The sequence below is a fragment of the Streptomyces sp. NPDC048643 genome (assembly GCF_040650615.1).
Lineage (GTDB): Bacteria > Actinomycetota > Actinomycetes > Streptomycetales > Streptomycetaceae > Streptomyces.
Genome location: NZ_JBEZHO010000031.1, coordinates 72,154 through 92,637 on the forward strand (window position 1 = coordinate 72,154; position 20,484 = coordinate 92,637).

Genomic DNA, 20,484 nt, shown 5'->3' on the forward strand with positions numbered 1-20,484 from the left:
GGCCCTGGTGGAGGATGTCGACAAGCTCCGGTCCTACTTGCGACGCGCCGTCGGCGACGCGCAGGACCTGCGTGAGCGGGTGCGCGAGCTGGAGGAGTCCGCACGCGAGCCCATCGCGGTCGTGGGCGTGGGGTGTCGCTTCCCGGGCGGGGTGACCTCGCCCGAAGGACTGTGGGACGTCGTGTCCGACGGCGTGGACGCGATGGGCGACTTCCCCCGCGACCGCGGCTGGGACCTGGACGCGCTGTACGACCCGGACCCCGAGGCGCACGGCAGGACGTACACCCGCACCGGCGGATTCCTGGACGGCCTCGCCGAGTTCGACGCGCCGTTCTTCGGGATCAGCCCGCGCGAGGCGCTGGCGATGGACCCCCAGCAGCGCCTCATGCTGGAGACCTCCTGGGAGGCGCTGGAGCGGGCGGGCATCGACCCGGCCGGCCTGCGCGGCTCGCCGACCGGCGTGTTCACCGGCCTGTACGCCGTCGACTACGGCCCGCGGATGGGCGGTGGGGCGGCCGGCGACGTGGAGGGCTTCGCGATCGCCGGCACCTACACCAGCGTCGCCTCGGGCCGGGTGGCCTACGTCCTTGGACTGGAGGGCCCGGCACTCTCCACCGACACCGCCTGCTCGTCCTCCCTCGTCGCCGTCCACCAGGCCGTACGGTCCCTGCGCTCGGGGGAGTGCACCCTGGCCCTCGCGGGCGGGGTCTCCACGCTGCCCACGCCGGGCCTGTTCGTGGAACTCGCCCGCCAGCGGGGCCTGTCCGAGGACGGCCGGTGCAAGGCGTTCGCGGACGCCGCCGACGGCACCGGCTTCTCCGAGGGCGCGGGCGTCCTGGTCCTGGAGAAGCTCTCCGACGCCCGCCGTAACGGCCGCCGCATCTGGGCGGTGATCCGCGGCTCCGCGATCAACCAGGACGGCGCCTCCAACGGACTGACCGCGCCCAGCGAACTGGCGCAGCAGCGCGTCATCCGCGCCGCCCTGGCCGACGCCGGACTGCCCGGCGCCGCCGTGGACGCGGTGGAGGCGCACGGCACCGGCACCCGGCTGGGCGACCCCATGGAGGCACAGGCCCTGCTCGCCACCTACGGCCAGGACCGGGAGCCGGACAGTCCGCTGTGGCTGGGCTCCCTGAAGTCGAACATCGGCCACACCCAGGCGGCCGCCGGAGTGGGCGGCATCATCAAGATGGTCATGGCGATGCGGCACGGGGTGCTGCCCCGCACCCTGCACGTCGACCGCCCCTCCACCCATGTCGACTGGACCGCCGGAGCGGTGCGACTGCTCACCGAGGCCCGTGAGTGGACCGGCACACCCGAACGCCCGCTCCGGGCCGGGGTGTCCAGCTTCGGCATCAGCGGCACCAACGCCCACCTCATCCTCGAACAGCCCCCGCACACCACCGGACAGCCCCACGACAACGACGGCGACGGCGCGGGTGCGGGTGCAACCGGGCAGACCCCGGCTGCCGTACCGGCCACCGCCCCGCCCGCCACCGCCCCGGCCACCGCGGTCCCCGGCGGTGTGCTGCCGTGGGTGCTGTCGGCGAAGTCCCCGGAGGCCCTGCGCGGCCAGGCCCAGCGGCTGCACGAGCGCCTCGCCGCCACCCCCGGCCTGCCGCTCGCCGCCCTCGGGCACGCCCTGGTGAGCACCCGCTCCCTCTTCGACCACCGCCAGGTGGTGATCGGCACCGGCCGCGAGGACCTCCTGGCCGCGCTGGCCGCCGTCGCCGCCGGTGAGGACAACAGCCCCGCCGCCGTGGTGTCGGGCGCTGTGAAACCGGCCGGCCGCACCGTCTTCGTCCTCCCCGGCCAGGGCGCCCAGTGGGCGACGATGGGCCGGGAACTGTGGGAGAGCTCCCCGGTCTTCGCCGAAGCACTGCGCGCCTGCGCCAAAGCCCTGGAACCGTACGTCGACTGGCCGCTGATCGACACCGTGTGCGGCGGCCCGGACGCCGCCGACCTGGACGACATCGACGTCGTCCAGCCGGCCCTGTTCGCCGTGATGGTGGCACTGGCCCAGGTGTGGCGCTCGCTCGGCGTGACACCCGACGCGGTCATCGGCCACTCCCAGGGCGAGATCGCCGCCGCCCACATCGCCGGCGCCCTGACCCTGGACGACGCCGCCAAGATCGTCGCACTGCGCTCCCGGCTGCTGGCCACCGCCGCCGGACAGGGCAGCATGGCCGCGATCCTGCTGCCCGAACAGCGCGTCCAGGAACTGCTGGAGCCGTGGGCGGGCCGGGTCGGCATCGCCGCGGTCAACGGACCCAACTCCACGACCGTCTCCGGCGAGAGCACCGCGGTGCGGGACCTGGTCGCCGCCTGCGAAGCCCAGGGCGCCCGCGCCCGCCTGGTCAAGTCCAGCGTCCCCGGCCACTCCCGCCTCATGGACCAGTTCAACGACGCGCTCGTCGACGGCCTGGGCCGCATCACGCCCCACCCGACACCGGTGCCGATCTACTCGACGGTGACCGGCGACCTGATCGACCCCGCCGCCCTGGACAGCGCCTACTGGTTCCGCAACCTGCGCGAACCCGTCCGCTTCGAAGCCGCCATGCGACGCCTGGCCGCCGAACAGCCCACCGGCACGGTCATCGAACTCAGCCCGCACCCGCTGCTCACGATGAACGTCCAGGAGATCCTCGACACCACCCCCGGCGCCACCGGCTTCGCGGTCGGCTCACTGCGCCGCGGCGAGGGCGGACTCGCCCGCCTGTACCGGTCGGCCGCCGAGGCCTTCGTCGCCGGCACCCCGGTGGCCTGGCAGGCCGCCTTCCCCGGCCAGGACGGCCTGGGACCCGACCTGCCCACCTACGCCTTCCAGCGCCGCCGCTACTGGCTGGACACCCCCGGCGAGTCCACCACCCTCAGCACCTCCGACCACCCCCTCCTCGACGCCGTCATCGACCTGCCCGCCCACGCCGACGCCACCGACGGCGGCGGTGTGGTGGCCCGCGGACGCCTGTCCCTGGAACGCCACCCCTGGCTCGCCGAGCACACCGTCCACGGCGCCGCCCTGGTCCCCGCGACCGTGCTGGCCGAACTCGCGGCATGGGCGGCCGACAAGGCCGGCTGCCCCACCGTCGGCGAACTCACCCTGGAGACACCGCTGGTGCTCTCCCGCACCGCCGAACGCGATGTGCGCGTCGTCATCGACGCGGCCCGCACCCTGAGCGTGCACTCCCGCGCCGACGGCGAGACCCGCTGGACCCGCAACGCGGTGGGGACCGTCACCCCCGACACCCCCGACACCGCCACGCCGGAGAGCCTCGCCGTGTGGCCCCCCGCAGGCGCCGACCCCGTCCCCTTCGAGGACGAGTACACCCGCCTCGCCGCCCTCGGCATCCACCACGGACCCCTGCTGCGCGGCCTGAAGAAGGTGTGGCGCCAGGGCGGGACCCTGTTCGCCGAGGTCGAACCACCCGCCCCCGACGGCACGGACCGGGCCGGGTTCCGGATCCACCCCGCCCTGCTCCACGCGGCGCTCCTGCCCGTCGGCCTGGGCGCGTTCGTCGACACCACCCGCCCCGAGGGCTGGCTGCCCCTGCGCCTGACGGGCCTGCGCATCAGCGCCGCCCGCCCCGGCCCGCTACGGGTACGCCTGGCCCCCGCGGGGCCGGACACGCTGTCGGTGAGCGTCGCGGACCAGCACGGAACACCCGTCGCCTCCATCGCCGCCCTGACCCTGCGCCCGGCGGACGTCGGGCAGCTGAGCGCACTGGGCTTCGACCCCCGCGACGCCCTGTTCCAGATCGACTGGGCGCCCCTGCCCGTCCCGGCCACCACCGCCCCGTACGCCGTCCTCGCCGCCCCCGGCAGCCCGCCCGCCGTCACCCCCGCACAGGGCGGCACGGTGTTCGCCTCCCCGGCACAACTCGCCGCGTCCGGGCAGGAGATACCCCCGCTCGTCATCACCGCCCTCGACCACCCGGACACCCCCACCGGCCCCGAAGCGGACAGCGACGCGAGTGTCCCGGCCGCCGCCGGGCGGGCCCTGCACCGCGTCCTGGGCTGGGCCAAGGACTGGCTCGCCGACGACCGGTTCTCCGCCTCCCGCCTGGTCCTGGTGACCCGCGGCGCGTTCGGCGACGGGCCCGGCGCCCCCGCCGACCCGGCGGCCGCCGCGGTCTGGGGATTCCTGCGCACCGCGCAGACCGAGAACCCGGGCCGCTTCACCCTCGTCGACACCGACGGCCTGCCCGCCTCCCACGCCCTGATCCCGGCGGCCGCCGCCACCACGGAGGCCCAGCTCAAGATCCGCGCCGGCGCCGTGACCACACCGCACCTGGCCCCCGTACCCGACCCCTCCACCACCGGCGCGCCCCGCGCCGGCGAGCAGGACACACCCGCGCTCGGGACGGGGACCGTACTGATCACCGGCGGCACCAGCGGCCTGGGCGCGCTGCTGGCCCACCACCTCGTGCGCCGGCACGGCGTGCGGCGCCTGCTGCTGACCAGCAGGCGCGGACCGCACGCCCCCGAGGCGGCACAACTGCACAAGGAACTGGCCGCCGCGGGCGCCCAGGTGGAGATCGTCGCCTGTGACGTCACCCGCCGCGCCGCGGTCGCCGACCTGATCGCCGCACTCCCGGCCGACCACCCGCTGTCCGCGGTGATCCACTGCGCCGGCGTCCTGGACGACGGCGTCGTCGAGGCCCTGACCGAGGACCGCGTGGACGCGGTCCTGGCACCCAAGACACACGGCGCCTGGCACCTGCACGAGCTGACCCGGCACCTGGACCTGTCCGCGTTCGTCCTGTTCTCCTCCGTCGCCAGTGTGCTGGGCACGGCCGGACAGGCCAACTACGCGGCCGCCAACGCCTTCCTCAACGCCCTCGCCGAAGCCCGCACCGCCGCCGGACTGCCCGCCACCGCACTGTGCTGGGGGTTTTGGGCCCAGCGCAGCGAGATGAGCGCCGACCTCGCCGACGCGGACATCGTCCGCCTGCAACGCCAGGGCATCCAGCCCATGTCGACGGCCGAGGGACTCGCCCTCTTCGACGCGGCACTGCGCGCGGACCGCCCGGTCCTGGTCCCCACCCGCCTGCACCGCCCCGCCCCCGGCGCACCGCCCGCCCCGCCCATGGGCTCGCCGCTGCTGCGCGCCCTGACCGGCACACCGGCGAGCTCGGGCGGCCCGGCCGGCACCGAGGCGGCCGGCGCCACCCTCGCCGAGCAGCTCGCCGCCCTTTCGCCGGCCGACGCGCAGACCCTGCTCCTGGACACCGTCCGGGCGCAGACCGCGGCCGTCCTGGGCCACCCGGACACCACGAGGATCGGCCCGGCCGCGACCTTCCGCAAACTCGGCATCGACTCCCTCACGGCGCTGGAACTGCGCAACAAACTCTCCGCGGTCACCGGCCTGAAACTGCCCGCCACGCTCGTGTTCGACCATCCCAACCCGGGCGCCCTCGCCCAGTTCCTGACCGCGAGCATCACTCCCGCACCCGCCACGGGACCCGAGCCGACGGCCGGCCATCTGGCCCAGGAGATCGAGGAGTTGGGCGCCCGCCTGGAGGACGCGTTCCTGCTCCTCGCCCACAAGGACCAGACCACCATTTCCACTCTGCTCGGCGAGCTCCAGGGCCGAGTCCGTTCACTGGCGGGCGCCGGATCACCGGTCGGCATCGCCGACCAGATCAGTTCGGCCTCTGCGGGAGACCTTCTCGCGCTGCTGGACAAAGAGCTCGGCTAGGGGAGAGCGATGACCAACGACAGCAACGCCGACGTCCTCGACTACCTCAAGCGGACATCGATCGAACTGATCGAGACCCGCAAGCGCCTGAAGGAGGTGACCCAGGCCGCCGCCGAACCCATCGCGGTGGTCGGCGTCGCCTGCCGCTTCCCGGGCGGCGCGACCTCCCCGGAGGCCCTGTGGGACCTGGTGCGCGAGGGCGCGGACGTCGTGTCCGCCTTCCCCGAGGACCGCAACTGGGACCTCCACCACCTCGCCGACCCGGACCCGGCCCGGCCCGGCACCTCCTCCACCCGCTCGGGCGGATTCCTCTACGACGCCGGGGACTTCGACGCCGACTTCTTCGAGATCAACCCGCGCGAGGCGCTCGCCGCCGACCCGCAGCACCGGCTCCTGCTGGAGACCTCCTGGGAGTCCCTGGAACGCGCCGGCATCGACCCGCAGACCCTGCACGGCAGCAGCACCGGCGTGTTCGCCGGGCTCGCCTACTTCGGATACGGCAACCACTTCTCCACCCCCGAGAGCATCTCGGGCTACGCGCAGACCGGCTCCCTGCTGAGCGTGGCCTCCGGCCGGGTCTCCTACGCGCTGGGCCTCCAGGGCCCGGCCCTGTCCACGGACACCGCCTGCTCCTCCTCGCTGGTGGCGGTGCACCAGGCGGTGCAGTCGCTGCGGAGCGACGAATGCGGCCTCGCACTGGCCGGCGGCGTCACCGTCATGGCGATGCCGCAGGTGTTCCGCGAGATGTCACGCCAGCGGGGCCTGTCCGAGGACGGCCGGTGCAAGGCGTTCGCGGACGCCGCCGACGGCACCGGATTCGCCGAGGGCGTCGGCATGCTCGTCCTGGAGCGGCTCTCCGACGCCCGCCGTAACGGCCGCCGCATCTGGGCGGTGATCCGCGGCTCCGCGATCAACCAGGACGGCGCCTCCAACGGACTGACCGCACCGAGCGGACCGGCCCAGCAGCGCGTCATCCGCGCCGCCCTGGCCAACGCCCGGCTCCAGCCGAGCGACGTGGACGTGGTGGAGGCCCACGGCACCGGCACCACGCTCGGCGACCCCATCGAGGCACAGGCGGTCCTGGCCACCTACGGCCAGGACCGGGAGCCGGACAGCCCGCTGTGGCTGGGCTCCCTGAAGTCGAACATCGGCCACACCCAGGCGGCCGCCGGGGTCGGCGGCATCATCAAAATGATCATGGCGATGCGGCACGGGGTGCTGCCCCGCACCCTGCACGTCGACCGCCCCTCCACCCATGTCGACTGGACCGCCGGAGCGGTCCAGCTGCTCACCGAGGCCCGCGAGTGGACCGGCACACCCGAACGCCCGCTCCGGGCCGGGGTGTCCAGCTTCGGCGCGAGCGGCACCAACGCCCACCTCATCCTCGAACAGGCCCCCGCGCAAGAGCCCGCACTCCCGACAGAGCAGACGGCCTCCGACGGCGGCACCACCTCGGGCCCGGACACTCGACAGCCCTCCTTCACCGGCGACCTGACGGCATGGACGGTGTCGGCCCGCTCGGAACAGGCACTGCGCGCCCAGGCCGGCAGGCTGCGCGACTTCACCGCCACCGGCCCGCACCCGGACCTCGCCGACGTCGGCTGGTCGCTGGCATCGAGCCGCGCACACTTCGAGCACCGCGCGGTCGTCCTGGGCCGCACCCACGACGAACTCCTCGACGCCCTCACGTCGTTGAGCCAGGGCGAGGAGTCCGCCGCCGTGGTGCGCGGCGTCGCCGGCGAAACCGGCGGCACCGTCTTCATGTTCCCGGGCCAGGGTTCCCCCTGGGCCGGCGCGGCACGACAGCTGTACGACGCCTTCCCCCTCTTCGCCCGCAGCCTCGACGAGGTCTGCGCACACTTCGACGCCCACCTCCCGATCGACCTGAGGTCCGTCCTGCTCGCCGAGGAGCCCGCCGGCCGCGAGCGGACCGACATCGCGCAGCCGGCACTGTTCGCCCTGCAGGTCAGCCTCTACCGGCTCCTGAGCGCCCATCTCCCCGCCCCGGACCGCCTGATCGGCCACTCGGTCGGCGAGATCGCCGCCGCGCACGTGTCCGGCGCCCTCACCCTGGACGACGCGACCCGGCTGGTGGCCGCCCGCGGACGGATCATGCAGACGGTCACCGAACACGGCGCCATGCTCGCCGTCCGCGCCGGCGAAGCCCGCGTCGGCCCCCTGCTCACCCCCTACCGGCGGACCGGCATCGCCGCGGTCAACGGCCCGGAGTCGGTGGTGGTCTCGGGCCTGCGCGAGGAGGTCCACGCCCTGCGCGACCAACTCGTCGCCGCCGGCACCTCCGCGAAACTCCTCCCCGTCGACCACGCCTTCCACTCCCCGCTCATGGACCCCGTCCTCGCCGAGTTCGGGCAGGCCATCGAGGGACTGGCCGCCGGCGCGCCGGCGATCCCCGTCGTCTCGACACGGCTGGGCCGCGAGGCCACCGGCGAGGAACTGGCCTCCGTCGCCCACTGGGTGGACCACGTCCGCGCACCCGTCCGCTTCCACGACGCCGTCCAGAGCGCCCGAGCCGCCGGCGCGCGCGTCTTCGTCGAGGTCGGCCCGGGAGCCACCCTCACCGGCATGACCCAGGAGGCCTTCGCCCACCAGGGCGTCGACGACGCGCTGGTGCTGTCCGCCGCCCGCCGCGACCGCGGCGGACCCCAGGCCCTGATCACCCTGCTCGCCCAGCTGCACGTGCACGGCAACCCGGTCGACCTCGGCGCCCTGTCCGGCCCCCGCCGCACCGTCGACCTGCCCACCTACGCCTTCCAGCGCCGCCGCTACTGGCTGGACTTCCAGGCCGCCACCCAGAGCGCCGACGTCGCCTCCGCGGGCCTGGCCGCCCCCGGACACCCGCTGCTGGGCGCCGTCATGGACCACCCCACGACCGGCGAGAGCGTCTTCACCGACCTGTGGTCCCTGCGCACCCACCCCTGGCTGGCCGACCACAGCGTGTTCGGCGCGGCCGTCGTCCCCGCGACCGCCTACCTGGACCTGGCCCTGTCCGTCGGCGACCACCTCGGCTGCCCCGCCGTCGAGGAACTCTCCCTGGAAGTACCCCTGATCCTGCCCGACCCGGGCGAGATCCAGGTACGGCTCGTCGCCGGAGCCCCGGACGAGAACGGCCGCCGCTCCCTGGACGTGTACGCGCGCCCGGACGACGCCGAGGCCGGCCCGGCAGCCGGCGGCTGGACCCGTCACGCGATGGGAACCCTGGCCCCGCACACCACCCCCACCGCCCCCGAGGCCGGCGGCGGTCTGCCGGCCGTGTGGCCGCCGCCCGGCGCCACCGCGCTGCCCATCGAGGGCCTCTACGACTCCCTGGCCGACGCGGGCTTCGACTACGGCCCCACCTTCCGCGGACTGCGCGAGGTGTGGCGGCGCGGCGAGGACCTCTTCGCCCTGGCCACCCTGCCCGTCTCCGGCGACACCTCGGCCGGCGACGGCTTCGCCCTGCACCCGGCCCTGTTCGACTCCGTCCTGCACGCGGTCGTCGCCGGCGGCGTCATCGAGGTGACCGGCGAACAGGGCTGGATGCCCTTCTCCTGGTCCGGCGCCCAGCTCACCGGGACATGCGGGCCGACCGTCAGGGTCCGCCTCTCCCCGGCCGGTGAGGGCGTCGTCGCCGTGACCGTCACCGACGAGCACGGCCACGCCCTCGCCCGCATCCAGGCCCTCACGTTCCGCCCGGCGAGCGCCGAACAGGTCCACGCCGCCCGCGGCACCGGACACCAGCCGCTCTACGAACTGCGCTGGCACCCCGCCCCGCCCACCGCCCAGGAACCCGCCCGGCACGCCCCCCCGGCCACCCCCGGCCGGTACGCCGTCATCGGCACCCCCGACGGCCTGGCCGGCCGCCTCACCGCGGCCGACGAGCACACCGCCGCGCACACCGGCCTGGACGACGTCCTGAGCGGCCCGCCCCCCGCGCACATCGTGCTGTGCCCGGACGACGCCGTCACCCTCGGCGCCGATCCGCTCACCGCCGTCCGTGACACGGTCGGACACACCCTGGGCCAGGTACAGCGCTTCCTCGCCGAGGAGACCCTCGCCGCCTCCACCCTGGTCGTCTGCACCCGCCTGGCCCAGGACACCGGCACCGGGGAGCCCGTCACCTCCCTGACCGGCGCGTCCGTGTGGGGCCTGGTCCGCTCCGCCCAGACCGAACACCCCGGCCGGTTCCTCCTGCTGGACATCGACGACGACCCGGCCTCCCTGGCCCGCATCCCGGACGCGCTCACCCTCGGCGAGGACCAACTCGCCCTGCGCGCCGGCACCGTCCTGCTCCCGCGCCTCGCGCAGGCCACGCCCGCCGCCCACCGCATCGACCCCCCGGCCCCCGGCCCGCACCGCCTGGGCATCCCCACCAAGGGAACGCTGGAGAACCTGACCTGGGTGCCGTGCCCCGAGGTCGAGGCACCCCTTGAGAGCGGACAGGTCCGTATCGCCGTCCAGGCCGCAGGCCTCAACTTCCGCGACGTCACCATCGCGCTCGGCCTGGTGGACCGCACCGCCCTGGACGCGGGCCTGGGCAGCGAGGGCGCCGGCATCGTCCTGGACGTCGCCGACGACGTGACCGGCCTGGCACCCGGCGACCGGGTCACCGGCATCTTCCCCGGCGCCTTCGGCCGCGTCGCCGTCGCCGACCACCGCCTGCTCACCCCCATCCCCGACACCTGGAGCTACGCCGAAGCGGCCTCCGTACCCTCCACCTTCCTGACCGCCTACTACGCCCTCTTCCACGTGAACCGGCTCCAGAAGGGGCAGCGGATCCTCATCCACGCCGCGGCCGGCGGCGTCGGCATGGCCGCCGTCCAGCTCGCCCGGCACGTCGGCGCCGACATCTACGCGACCGCGAGTCCCGTCAAGTGGCCCACCCTGCGCGCCCTGGGACTGGACGACGAACACCTCGCCTCCTCCCGCGACCTGGACTTCGCACCCAAGTTCCTGGCCACCTCCGGCGGCCGCGGCGTGGACGTCGTCCTCAACTCCCTCGCCCACGCCTTCGTCGACGCCTCCCTGCAACTCCTTCCGGGCGGCGGCCACTTCACCGAGATGGGCAAGACGGACATCCGCGAACCCCGACAGATCGCGGCCGACCACCCCGGAGTCCGCTACCAGGCCTTCGACCTCTACGAGGCCGGCCCCGAGGCGCTCCAGGACATGTTCCGCTCCGTCATGGACCTCTTCACCGAAGGCCACCTGCACCTGAACCCGGTCGCGGTCCGCGACGTAGCCGACGCCCGGGCGGCGTTCCGCGAGATGAGCCAGGGCCGCCACACCGGCAAACTGGTCCTCGACGTCGGCGGCGGCTTCGGCGGCGGCACCGTCCTGGTCACCGGCGGCACCGGGGGAGTGGGCTCGGTGATGGCCCGCCACCTCGTCGCCGAACACGGGGTGCGCAGCCTCGTCCTGGCCAGCCGCCGCGGCCCTGCCGCCGACGGAACCGCCGACCTGGTCGCCGAGCTGCAAGACGCGGGCGCCGACGTCCATGTCGTCGCCGTCGACATCACCGACCGCGCCGCCGTCGCCGCCCTGCTGGCCGGCCTGCCCGGCCGCCGGCCGCTGACCGCGGTCGTCCACGCGGCCGGGGTCCTGGCCGACGCCACCATCGAGTCCCTGACCCCCGACCACCTGGACCGCGCCCTGGACGCCAAGGCCGGCGGCGCACTGAACCTGCACGAACTGACCCAGGACCGCCCCCTGTCGGCGTTCATCCACTTCTCCGCCCTGGCCGGCACCCTCGGCACCGCCGGCCAGGCCAACTACGCCGCCGCCAACGCCTTCCTGGACGCCCTGGCAACACAACGCCACGCCGCAGGCCTGCCCACCACCTCACTGTGCTGGGGCTGGTGGGAACAGAGCAGCGCCATGACCGAGGACCTTCACCGCGCCGACCTCTCCCGGCTGCGCCGGATGGGTATCGCCCCGATGCCCACCACCGAGGCACTGGCCCTGTTCGACGCCGCCCGCGCGAGCGGCAGACCCGTCCTCGTCCCGGCCCGCGTCGACCTGGCGGCCCTGCGCCGCCAGAGCACCGACGAACTGCCGCTCCTGCTGCGCGAGCTGGCCGCCGGCGGTCGCCCCCGCCGCGAGGCGGCGGGCACGACGGGGGAGAAGGGCACCGCCGGTCTGACCGGCCGGCTGACCGCCCTGCCCGAGGACCAGGCCCAGGCAGCGGCCACCGACTGGATCCGCGACCAGGTCGCCATCGTCCTCGGACACACCTCCGGCACGGCCGTCGACGCCGACCAGGCCTTCACCCAGCTCGGCTTCGACTCCCTGACCGCCGTCGAACTGTGCAACCGGCTCGCCGCCACGACCGGACTGCGCCTGCCCTCCACCCTCGTCTTCAGCTACCCCACCCCCCGCGAACTGGGCCGCCACCTCGTCGGCCTGCTCCGCCCCGAACCCGACCCGCAGGCCGACGCCGACGCACGGATCCGGCAGATCCTGCACACCCTCACACCCGACCGCCTGCGCGAGGCAGGCCTCCTGGACCTGGTCCTGGCCTGCGCCGACCCCCTCACCCCCGACCCCGCCCCGCAACCGGCGGACGCGGCCGCGGACGAACTGTCGGACCTGGACCTGGAAGCACTGGTCGACCTGGCGCTGGACGAGAGTTGACGTCCTCCCCCTCCTGATGGAGGGGGATTCCTAGCTCACTTTGCCCGGTACCTAGCAGGTGACGGGACTTACAAGATCAGCACTAGCCGGGTTGAGACCAGCCCGGACGAGCATCACGCGGGCGGAGTTCTTGTCTCTGGGGGACACCGTTCCGCACGCGGTGCACGTATACGTACGTTCGGAAAGGGGAAGTGCGTGCTTGGCTCTCGCTCCGCACTGCGCGCAGTCCATGGTGGTGTGCGCGGGATTGACGAGGTGCACGATGCGCCCGTGCTTGCGGCCCATCTCGGTCAGGGCTGTCTTGGTCGCGGCGATCGCCGCGTCGGCGGCCTTGCGGGCCATGGTGGACTTGGCGAGGAACTTGGGGCGGAAGTCCTCCACCGCGAGGTGGTCGAAGTCGCGGACGACGGACTTGGCCCACTTGCGGCCGGTGTCCTGGCGACGGCGGGCGGCCTTCTTCGCCACTTTCGCCGCCGCCCTGCGAGCCGTGCGGTAACCGGCACTGTCGGGCCGGCTTTTCGGCGTGCGGCGGCGGGCCATCATCTTCTGGTATCCGGCCAGCTTGGCTGCGGCGGATTTCCCGTGTTGGGCGTGGGGGAGGTCGTGCGCGCCGGAGGTGGTTGTCGCCGTCTCCCTCACACCCCAGTCGATGCCGATCACACGGCCGGTGGCGGGCAGCGGCTCGAGCGACCCCTCCACGACGAACGACGCATACCAGTGGCCGAGGCTGTCCCGGTACACACGTACCGATGTGGGATCAGAGGGCAGGCTGCGGGACCACACCACGGTCAGGACGATGCCGCCCGCAAGGTGCAGGCGGCCGTCCTTCAACCGGAAGCCACGCCGGGTGTAGTTCACGCTGGGCAAGGCCTCGCGCTTCGTCTTCACCCGGGGCATTCCGGCGCGCTGACGCATCGGCAGTTTCGCCTTGATGTCCTTCAACGCTTTCGCGCGGGACTTGCCGAAGTCGCGGATGGCCTGTTGTTGAGGCACCGAACTGCCCTCGCGCAGCCATCCCATGGCGGCGCGGGCATCGGTCAGCATCCTGTCGAGCTGTGCCGGGCCACACGACACCTTTTCGACCGTTCTCTTGTTCAGGCCGTGGACTTTGCGGGACATCGCTACGCACTCGTTCCACACCCAACGACAGCGTGCCCACTCGGCATCAAGACCGGCCAGAGCGGTGGACGACACACGCAGACGATAGGTGTACCGGGCGTACCCCGCATCCTCCGTCTGTCTTGTGGCCGTCATGCCGCCACGCTACCGGCGCCTCAGCTCCCAGACTCTCCACTGCGTCGAGAACTGGTGCCGAGCCGCCGTGGCCGAGGCCGGATCGCCGTCAGGACGATGCGGTCGCGTCTGCCCTACTCCCCAGCAGTCCGATTCCTCTCTGGCTTGAAGGCCGGGGCACTCGGAGGTACCCGATGACGACGGACAGGACCAACCTCGCACCCCCGTCGGGGGACGGCGCCGACCGGGTCCAGCGGGCCCTGCGCACCCTGCTGGAGGAACGCGACCGGCTCCGGCAGGAGAACGACGCCCTCAAGGCCGGCAACGGCGAGCCCATCGCCGTGGTCGCCATGGCCTGCCGCTACCCCGGAGACGTCTCCAGCCCCGAGGACCTGTGGGACGTGATCCGCGAGGGCCGCGACGTCGTCGGCGCGTTCCCCACCGACCGCGGCTGGCGCGACGTCTACGACCCCGACCCCGACACCGTCGGCACCTCCTACGTCCGCCACGGCGGCTTCCTCTCCGACGTGGCCGGATTCGACGCGGACTTCTTCGGCATCAGCCCCCGCGAGGCGCTCGCCACCGACCCGCAGCAGCGCCTGCTGCTGGAGACGTCGTGGGAGGTCTTCGAGCGGGCCGGCATCGTCCCCGCCACCGTGCGCGGCACCGACGTCGGCGTGTTCACCGGCGTCAGCTCCTCCGAGTACGGCTCACGCTTCTTGGAAGGGGAGAAGAACGGCCTGGAGGGCTACGTCCTGCACGGCAGCACCCTCAGCGTCGCCTCCGGCCGCGTCGCCTACGAGTTGGGCCTGACCGGACCGGCCCTCTCCGTGGACACCGCCTGCTCCTCCTCCCTGGTCGCCCTGCACCTGGCCGCACAGTCCCTGCGCGCGGGGGAGTGCTCCCTGGCGCTGGCGGGCGGCGCGCTGGTGATGTCGACGACCGAACTGTTCGTGGAGTTCTCCCGCCAGAAGGGCCTGGCCCCCGACGGCCGCTGCAAGTCCTTCGCGTCCGGCGCGGACGGCACCGGCTGGGCCGAGGGCGTGGGCGTCCTCCTGCTGGAGAAGCTGTCCGACGCCCGCCGCAACGGCCACCCCGTCCTCGCCGTCCTCGCCGGCTCCGCCGTCAACCAGGACGGCGCCAGCAACGGCCTGACCGCCCCCAACGGGCGCGCCCAGGAGAACGTGATCCGCAAGGCGCTGGCGAACGCCCGGGTCACCGCGTCCGACGTCGACCTGGTCGAGGCGCACGGCACCGGAACCGTCCTCGGTGACCCCATCGAGGCGGGCGCCCTGCTGGCCACCTACGGCCAGGGCCGCGAGCCGGGCCGGCCGCTGTGGCTGGGATCGCTGAAGTCGAACATGGGCCACGCCCAGGCCGCCGCCGGCGTCGCCTCGATCATCAAGGCCGTCCAGGCCATCCGCCACCGTCACCTGCCCCGCACCCTGCACGTGGACGCCCCCTCCCCGCACGTGGACTGGGCCACGGCCGGCGTCGAACTGCTCACCCAGGGACGCCCATGGGACAAGCCGCAGGGCCCGCGGCGCGCCGGGGTGTCGTCGTTCGGGGTGAGCGGCACCAACGTGCACGTGATCCTGGAGGAAGCCCCCGAGGACCGGCGGAGCGAACCGGCCCCGCAGCCCGGACCGACCTCGCAGTCCGGACCGACCTCGCAGTCCGGACCGACCGCGCAGTCCGGACAGATCCCGCAGGCGGGCCGGACCGCGCAGGCCGGGGGAGAGGGCGGGCCCGGCCCGGCCGCGGGCGTCGTGGGCGGCCTGGTGCCCTGGGTGGTGTCCGCCAAGAGCGCGGCGGCCCTCGAGCAACAGGCGCACAGACTGCGCGACTTCACCGCCGCCGACACCGCCTCCGGCGTGGACCTGGCCGCCGTCGGCTGGTCGCTGCTGTCGAGCCGGACACGCTTCGAGCACCGCGCGGTCGTCCTGGGCCGCACCCGCGAGGAACTCCTCGCCGGCCTCACCTCCCTGAGCCGGGGCCAGGACAACCCCGGCGTGGTGCGCGCCCGCGCGAGCACCCCCGGCGGCACCGTCTTCGTCTTCCCCGGCCAGGGATCGCAGTGGGTGGGCATGGGCCGCCGGCTCTACGACACCTTCCCCGCCTTCGCCCACTGTCTCGACGCGTGCGCGGCAGCCCTGGCCGAGTGGACCGACTGGTCCCTCCTGGACGTGCTGCGCGCCGCCGACGGCGCGCCGGGACTGGACCGGGTCGACGTCCTGCAGCCGGCCCTGTTCTCCGTGATGGTGTCGCTGGCCGCCCTGTGGCGGTCCTGGGGCGTGGAACCGGCCGCGGTGATCGGCCACAGCCAGGGCGAGATAGCCGCCGCCCACGTGTGCGGCGCCCTGTCCCTGCGCGACGCCGCGAAGATCGTCGCACTGCGCAGCAAGGCACTGGTGGACCTGATCGGGCACGGCGCGATGGCCTCGGTCGCCGCGTCGGAGCAGACCGTCCAGGAGCGGATCGCGCCCTGGAGCGGCCAGGTGAGCGTCGCCGTCGTCAACGGGCCCCGCTCCGTGGTGGTGTCCGGGGAGCCGGACGCACTGGACGAGTTCATCGAGAAGATGAAGGCCGAAGGCACCCAGGCCCGCAGGATCTCCGTCGACTACGCCTCCCACTCCCACCACGTGACCCGGGTCCGCGACCAGGTGAAGGCCCCGCTCGCCGGCCTGAACCCCACGTCGTCCACACTGCCCTTCTGCTCCACCCTGCATGGCGAGGTCATCGACACCGCACGGCTGAACGCCGACTACTGGTACGACAACCTGCGCGAAAAAGTCCAATTCTCCACATCGGTGCGGAAGTTGGCCGATGACGGGTTCCGCGTGTTCATCGAGATGAGCCCGCACCCCGTCCTGACCGTCCCGGTGCAGGAGACGCTCGAGGACCTCGACGACGCACTCGTCCTGTCCTCGACGCGCCGCAACCGCGACGAGGTCGCCTCCGTCGTCGCCTCCCTGGCCCAACTCCACGTCCAGGGCGGCCCGGCAGACCTCACCACCCTCTTCGAGACCCGCCACCGGGTGGACCTGCCCACCTACGCCTTCCAGCACCGGCGGTACTGGCTCAACTCCACCCGCACCACGCCGGCGGCCGGCGACACCGCCCCCGAGGACACCGCTGCCGAACCGACCGCCGCCGACGAGCCGCCCGTACCCCTGCCGCAAAGGCTCGCCGCCCTCCCCGCTGAGGAGGCGGGCGCCGTCCTGCTGGACCACGTCCTGGAGAAGGTCGCCGTCGTCCTCGGACACACCTCCGGCCAGTCCGTGGGCCCTGACCAGGAGTTCAAGGAACTCGGCTTCGACTCCCTGCTCTCGGCGGAACTCAGCAAACGCCTGACCGCCTCCACCGGACTCAAACTGCGGGCGAACATGGTGCTGCGCCACCCCTCGCCCCGCCGCGTCACCGGCCACGTCCTGTCCCTGCTGACCACCCACGATCCGCGCTGAACCAACCCCGCCGGGCGCCCTCGCGCCCGGCGGGAGCGTCCCGCCGGCGGGACACCGCAAGCACCACCGCGGCCCCGTCCCGCCGGGCACCCGGGTGCATTGAACGGCTGTGCCACTTCCCCGACAGTGGGGGTGACCTGCGAAATCCTCCGATTCGGGCCTGTTTGCTGAGGGGTTGATCTGTATGCCTTCGTTCGGCGCGTCGTCTGCGCACCAAGGGCTGTGGCGGGCACAGGAAATGGCTTCTGACACGCCGAACCACGCGCTGACCATGTGGGACGTGGCCGGCGACCTGGACACGACGGTCATGGAGTCCGCGTTCCTGCACGTGATGGGCGAGGCGGAGGTACTGCGCGTCACCTTCACCGAGAAGGGCGGGGACGGGCTGCGCCTGGTGCCCCGCGAACTGGGCGACTGGCGGCCCTTCCACCTCGACCTCAGCAACGAGCCGGACCCCGAACAGGCGGCCCGCGACGCACTCGCCGACCTGGTGCGCGAGCCCTTCGACCTGCAACGGGACCTGCTGTTCCGGCTCGGCGTGGTGAAACTCGCCGCCGACCGCTCCCTCCTGGTGATCGCCTACCACCACCTCATATCGGACGGCTTCGGCGCGGGCGGCCTCCTCTCCCGCCGCCTCGCCGAGGCCTACACGGCCCTCGCCCGGGGGCAGAGCGTCCCGCCGCTGCCCCACCCGTGGGACACCGCCTCCTTCACCGCCGAGTCCGACCGCTACCTCGCCTCCCCGCAGTTCACCGAGGACACCGCCTTCTGGCGCGACTACCTCAAGGACGCGCCGCCGCCCGCCCGCCTCCCGCGCATCGCCCTGTCCGACAGCACGCGCGCCGCACTCGCCGAACCGCTCAGCAGCGCCGACCGCTGGTCCCAGGTGGCCGGCGCCATCGGCATGGCCAGCCGCACCCTCACCGTCCCGCGCGCCGAAGCGGCCACCTGGACCGAGACCGCGCAGTCCATGGGCGTCTGGATGTCCACGATGCTGACCGCCGCCGCCGCGGTGTTCGTCCGGCACCGCTGCGACCGATCCGACTTCCTCCTCTCCCTGGCCGTCGGCAACCGCGTCGGCATCGCCAGCCGCACCCCCGGCCTCGCGGTCAACGTGGTCCCGGTCCGCGCCAAGGTGCCGCTCGGTGCGACCTTCACCGAGATCGCCGACGCACTCGTCGACGAGACGTACGAGATCTTCGACCACGCCGCCTGCCACTACTCCGACATCCAGCGCGCCGCCGGCACCACCCTGAGCGACCGCGGCAGCTTCGGCGCCGTCCTGAACGTCGTCGAGTTCGTGCAGCAGCTCCACTTCGGCGACAGCCCGGCCCGCTACTTCGGCGCGACGACCGGCACCTTCGACGAACTGTCCATCGGCGTCTACACCGACGGCAGCGCCGACAGCGACCTGTTCATCCGCCTCGACGCCCCCGAGAGCCTCTACTCCCGCCCCGAACTGCGCTTCATCGGCGAGGAACTCATCGCCCACGTCCGCGCCCTGGTCGCCGCCGGTGACCAGCCCGTCGGATCCCTGGACGTGACCGCCGACGCCGTAGGAGAACGGACGCCCACCGCGGCCCGCCAGCAAGGCCCCCGCCTCCCGGCCGCGCAGGAGACGGTCACCCACCTGTTCGCCCGGCAGGCCGAACGCACCCCCGACGCCACCGCCCTCACCGACGGGGACACGACCCTCACCTACCGCGAACTGGACGCCCGCTCAAGCCTGCTGGCCGCCGCCCTGCGCGCCCGCACGGTGGCGGCCGAGACAGTCGTGGCGGTCGCCCTGCCCCGCTCGGCGGACCTGGCCGTCGCCCTGCTGGCGGTGGCGAAGACCGGCGCCGCCTGGCTGCCCCTGGACCCCGCCCTCGCGGCCGGTGATCTCACCACGCAGGCCGCCCGCTCCCTCGCGCGCGTCCTGCTCACCGACCCGGCGACCGCCGCCATCCTCCCCGCCGTCGCGGACCTGTCCGTGATCGTCCTCGACGACCCCGCCCCGGCCGGCGCCGACGACGGCACGGCCGCGCACCACCCGGTCCCCGCCCGCCCGCACGGCCTGTTCGCCGTCGCGGACACCCCACTCGACGGCGGGGCCGGCGCGCCCGTCGCCCTCACCCACCGCAACCTGGCCCGCTTCGCGGCCGACCCCCTCTGGCGCCAGACCGGCGAGCACACCGTGCTGTGGCACGGCCCGCACACCGTCGAGGCCCTCGCCCTCGAACTGTGGACACCGCTCCTCAACGGCGCCCGGGTGGTCGCGGCACCCCCCGGGGAGCGGGAGGACGACATCCTGGCCCGGATCGGGGGCGCCGACACCATCACCACCCTGTGGCTGCCCGCCGCCCGCCTCACCGCGATCGCCGCCCGCCACCCCGAACTCCTCGCCCCGCTACGCCAGGTGGTCACCGGCGGCGACCGCCTGCCCGCCGCCGCCCTGCGCCGCATCCGCGAGACCTGCCCCCACCTGAACATCGTCACCGGCCACGGCAGCGCCGAGAACACCGTGTTCGCCGCCCGCCACCTGGTGAGCGCGGACCAGCCCCTGCCCCCCGCGGGCACCATCGGCCACCCGAGCCACGACACCGCCCTGCACATACTGGGCCCGGGCCTCGCACCGGTACCCGCAGGCGTCACCGGAGAGCTGTACGTGGCCGGCCCCGGCGTGACCCGCGGCTACCTCGGCCACCCCGCCGCCACCGCCGCCCGCTTCGTGCCCTGCCCCTCCGGCCCGCCCGGCAGCCTCATGTACCGCACCGGGGACCGCGCACGCCGCGACGAAGACGGCCGCCTCACCCACGTCGGCGGCCCCGACACGCGGGCCGAGCTGCGCGGCACCGGCGTCGAACTCGCCGAGGTCGAGGAGGCCCTGGCCGAGCACCCCGCCCTCGCCCAGGCGGCCGTCACCGTCCGCCCCGACAGCGCCGGCCAGCCCAGGCTCCTCGCCTACCTGGTCCCGGCGAGCGGCCGGAGCGTCCCGGCCGACGAACTGCGCCGCTTCACCGCCGCCCGCCTGCCCGAACCCCTCGTGCCCTCCCTGTTCACCGTCCTCCACCAGCTGCCGCTGACCCCCGGCGGACGCATCGACCGCACCGCACTGCCCGAACCCGCCGTCGCCGACGACACCTACAAAGCCCCCCGCAACGACACCGAGAAGATCCTGGCCGCCGCCTTCGCCGACGTCCTCGAACTGGACCGGGTCGGCATCGACGAGGACTTCTTCGACCTCGGCGGCAACTCGCTGCGCGCCATCCGCCTGGTCGGCCTGATCCGCGCCGAACTCAACCAGGAAGTGTCGATCCGCCGCCTGTTCGCGGCCCGCACCGTCATCGGCCTGTCCGACATGTGGCAGGACCTCGCCCGCTCCAGCAGGCCCAGCCTGCGCAGGAGGACCAGCAACGGCGCCGTCCTGTGAGCACGCCCCCCGCCGCGCCGCGGACCCGGCGCGCCCACCCGTCCGCC

General features: G+C 73.9%; 5 protein-coding genes. 4 read left to right on the top strand and 1 reads right to left on the bottom strand.

Annotated features, from left to right (window positions below):
* Positions 1-7: 7 nt before the first annotated feature.
* Positions 8-5,698 carry an SDR family NAD(P)-dependent oxidoreductase gene (locus AB0C62_RS26950; protein ID WP_362977335.1) on the top strand — a complete coding sequence of 1,897 codons (5,691 nt, stop codon included), beginning with the start codon at positions 8-10 and terminating at the stop codon, positions 5,696-5,698.
* Positions 5,699-5,707: 9 nt separating this feature from the next.
* Positions 5,708-12,328: a type I polyketide synthase gene (locus tag AB0C62_RS26955; RefSeq protein WP_362977337.1), complete on the top strand. Its 6,621-nt coding sequence runs from the start codon at positions 5,708-5,710 to the stop codon at positions 12,326-12,328.
* A 51-nt stretch (positions 12,329-12,379) separates the two neighbouring features.
* On the opposite strand, the gene AB0C62_RS26960 is transcribed toward AB0C62_RS26955, so the two are convergent.
* A complete protein-coding gene (locus AB0C62_RS26960) occupies positions 12,380-13,582 on the bottom strand; it encodes a transposase (RefSeq protein WP_362977339.1) in 1,203 nt (400 codons plus the stop codon).
* A gap of 173 nt (positions 13,583-13,755) precedes the next feature.
* Between AB0C62_RS26960 and AB0C62_RS26965 the strand changes: the two genes are divergently transcribed.
* Both AB0C62_RS26965 and AB0C62_RS26970 read left to right on the top strand, forming a co-directional pair.
* Positions 13,756-17,025: a type I polyketide synthase gene (locus AB0C62_RS26965; RefSeq protein ID WP_362977341.1), complete on the top strand. Its 3,270-nt coding sequence runs from the start codon at positions 13,756-13,758 to the stop codon at positions 17,023-17,025.
* Positions 17,026-17,209: 184 nt separating this feature from the next.
* Positions 17,210-20,437, top strand: a complete 3,228-nt coding sequence (locus AB0C62_RS26970) for an AMP-binding protein (protein WP_362977343.1) — start codon at positions 17,210-17,212, stop codon at positions 20,435-20,437.
* The last annotated feature ends 47 nt before the right edge of the window (positions 20,438-20,484 follow it).

What these genes read in the sequence shown, in the direction of transcription:
- AB0C62_RS26955 (WP_362977337.1), top strand. Translation starts at nt 5,708, where the DNA reads ATGACCAACGACAGCAACGCCGACGTCCTCGACTACCTCAAGCGGACA.
- AB0C62_RS26960 (WP_362977339.1), bottom strand. Translation starts at nt 13,582, where the DNA reads ATGACGGCCACAAGACAGACGGAGGATGCGGGGTACGCCCGGTACACC.
- AB0C62_RS26965 (WP_362977341.1), top strand. Translation starts at nt 13,756, where the DNA reads ATGACGACGGACAGGACCAACCTCGCACCCCCGTCGGGGGACGGCGCC.
- AB0C62_RS26970 (WP_362977343.1), top strand. Translation starts at nt 17,210, where the DNA reads ATGCCTTCGTTCGGCGCGTCGTCTGCGCACCAAGGGCTGTGGCGGGCA.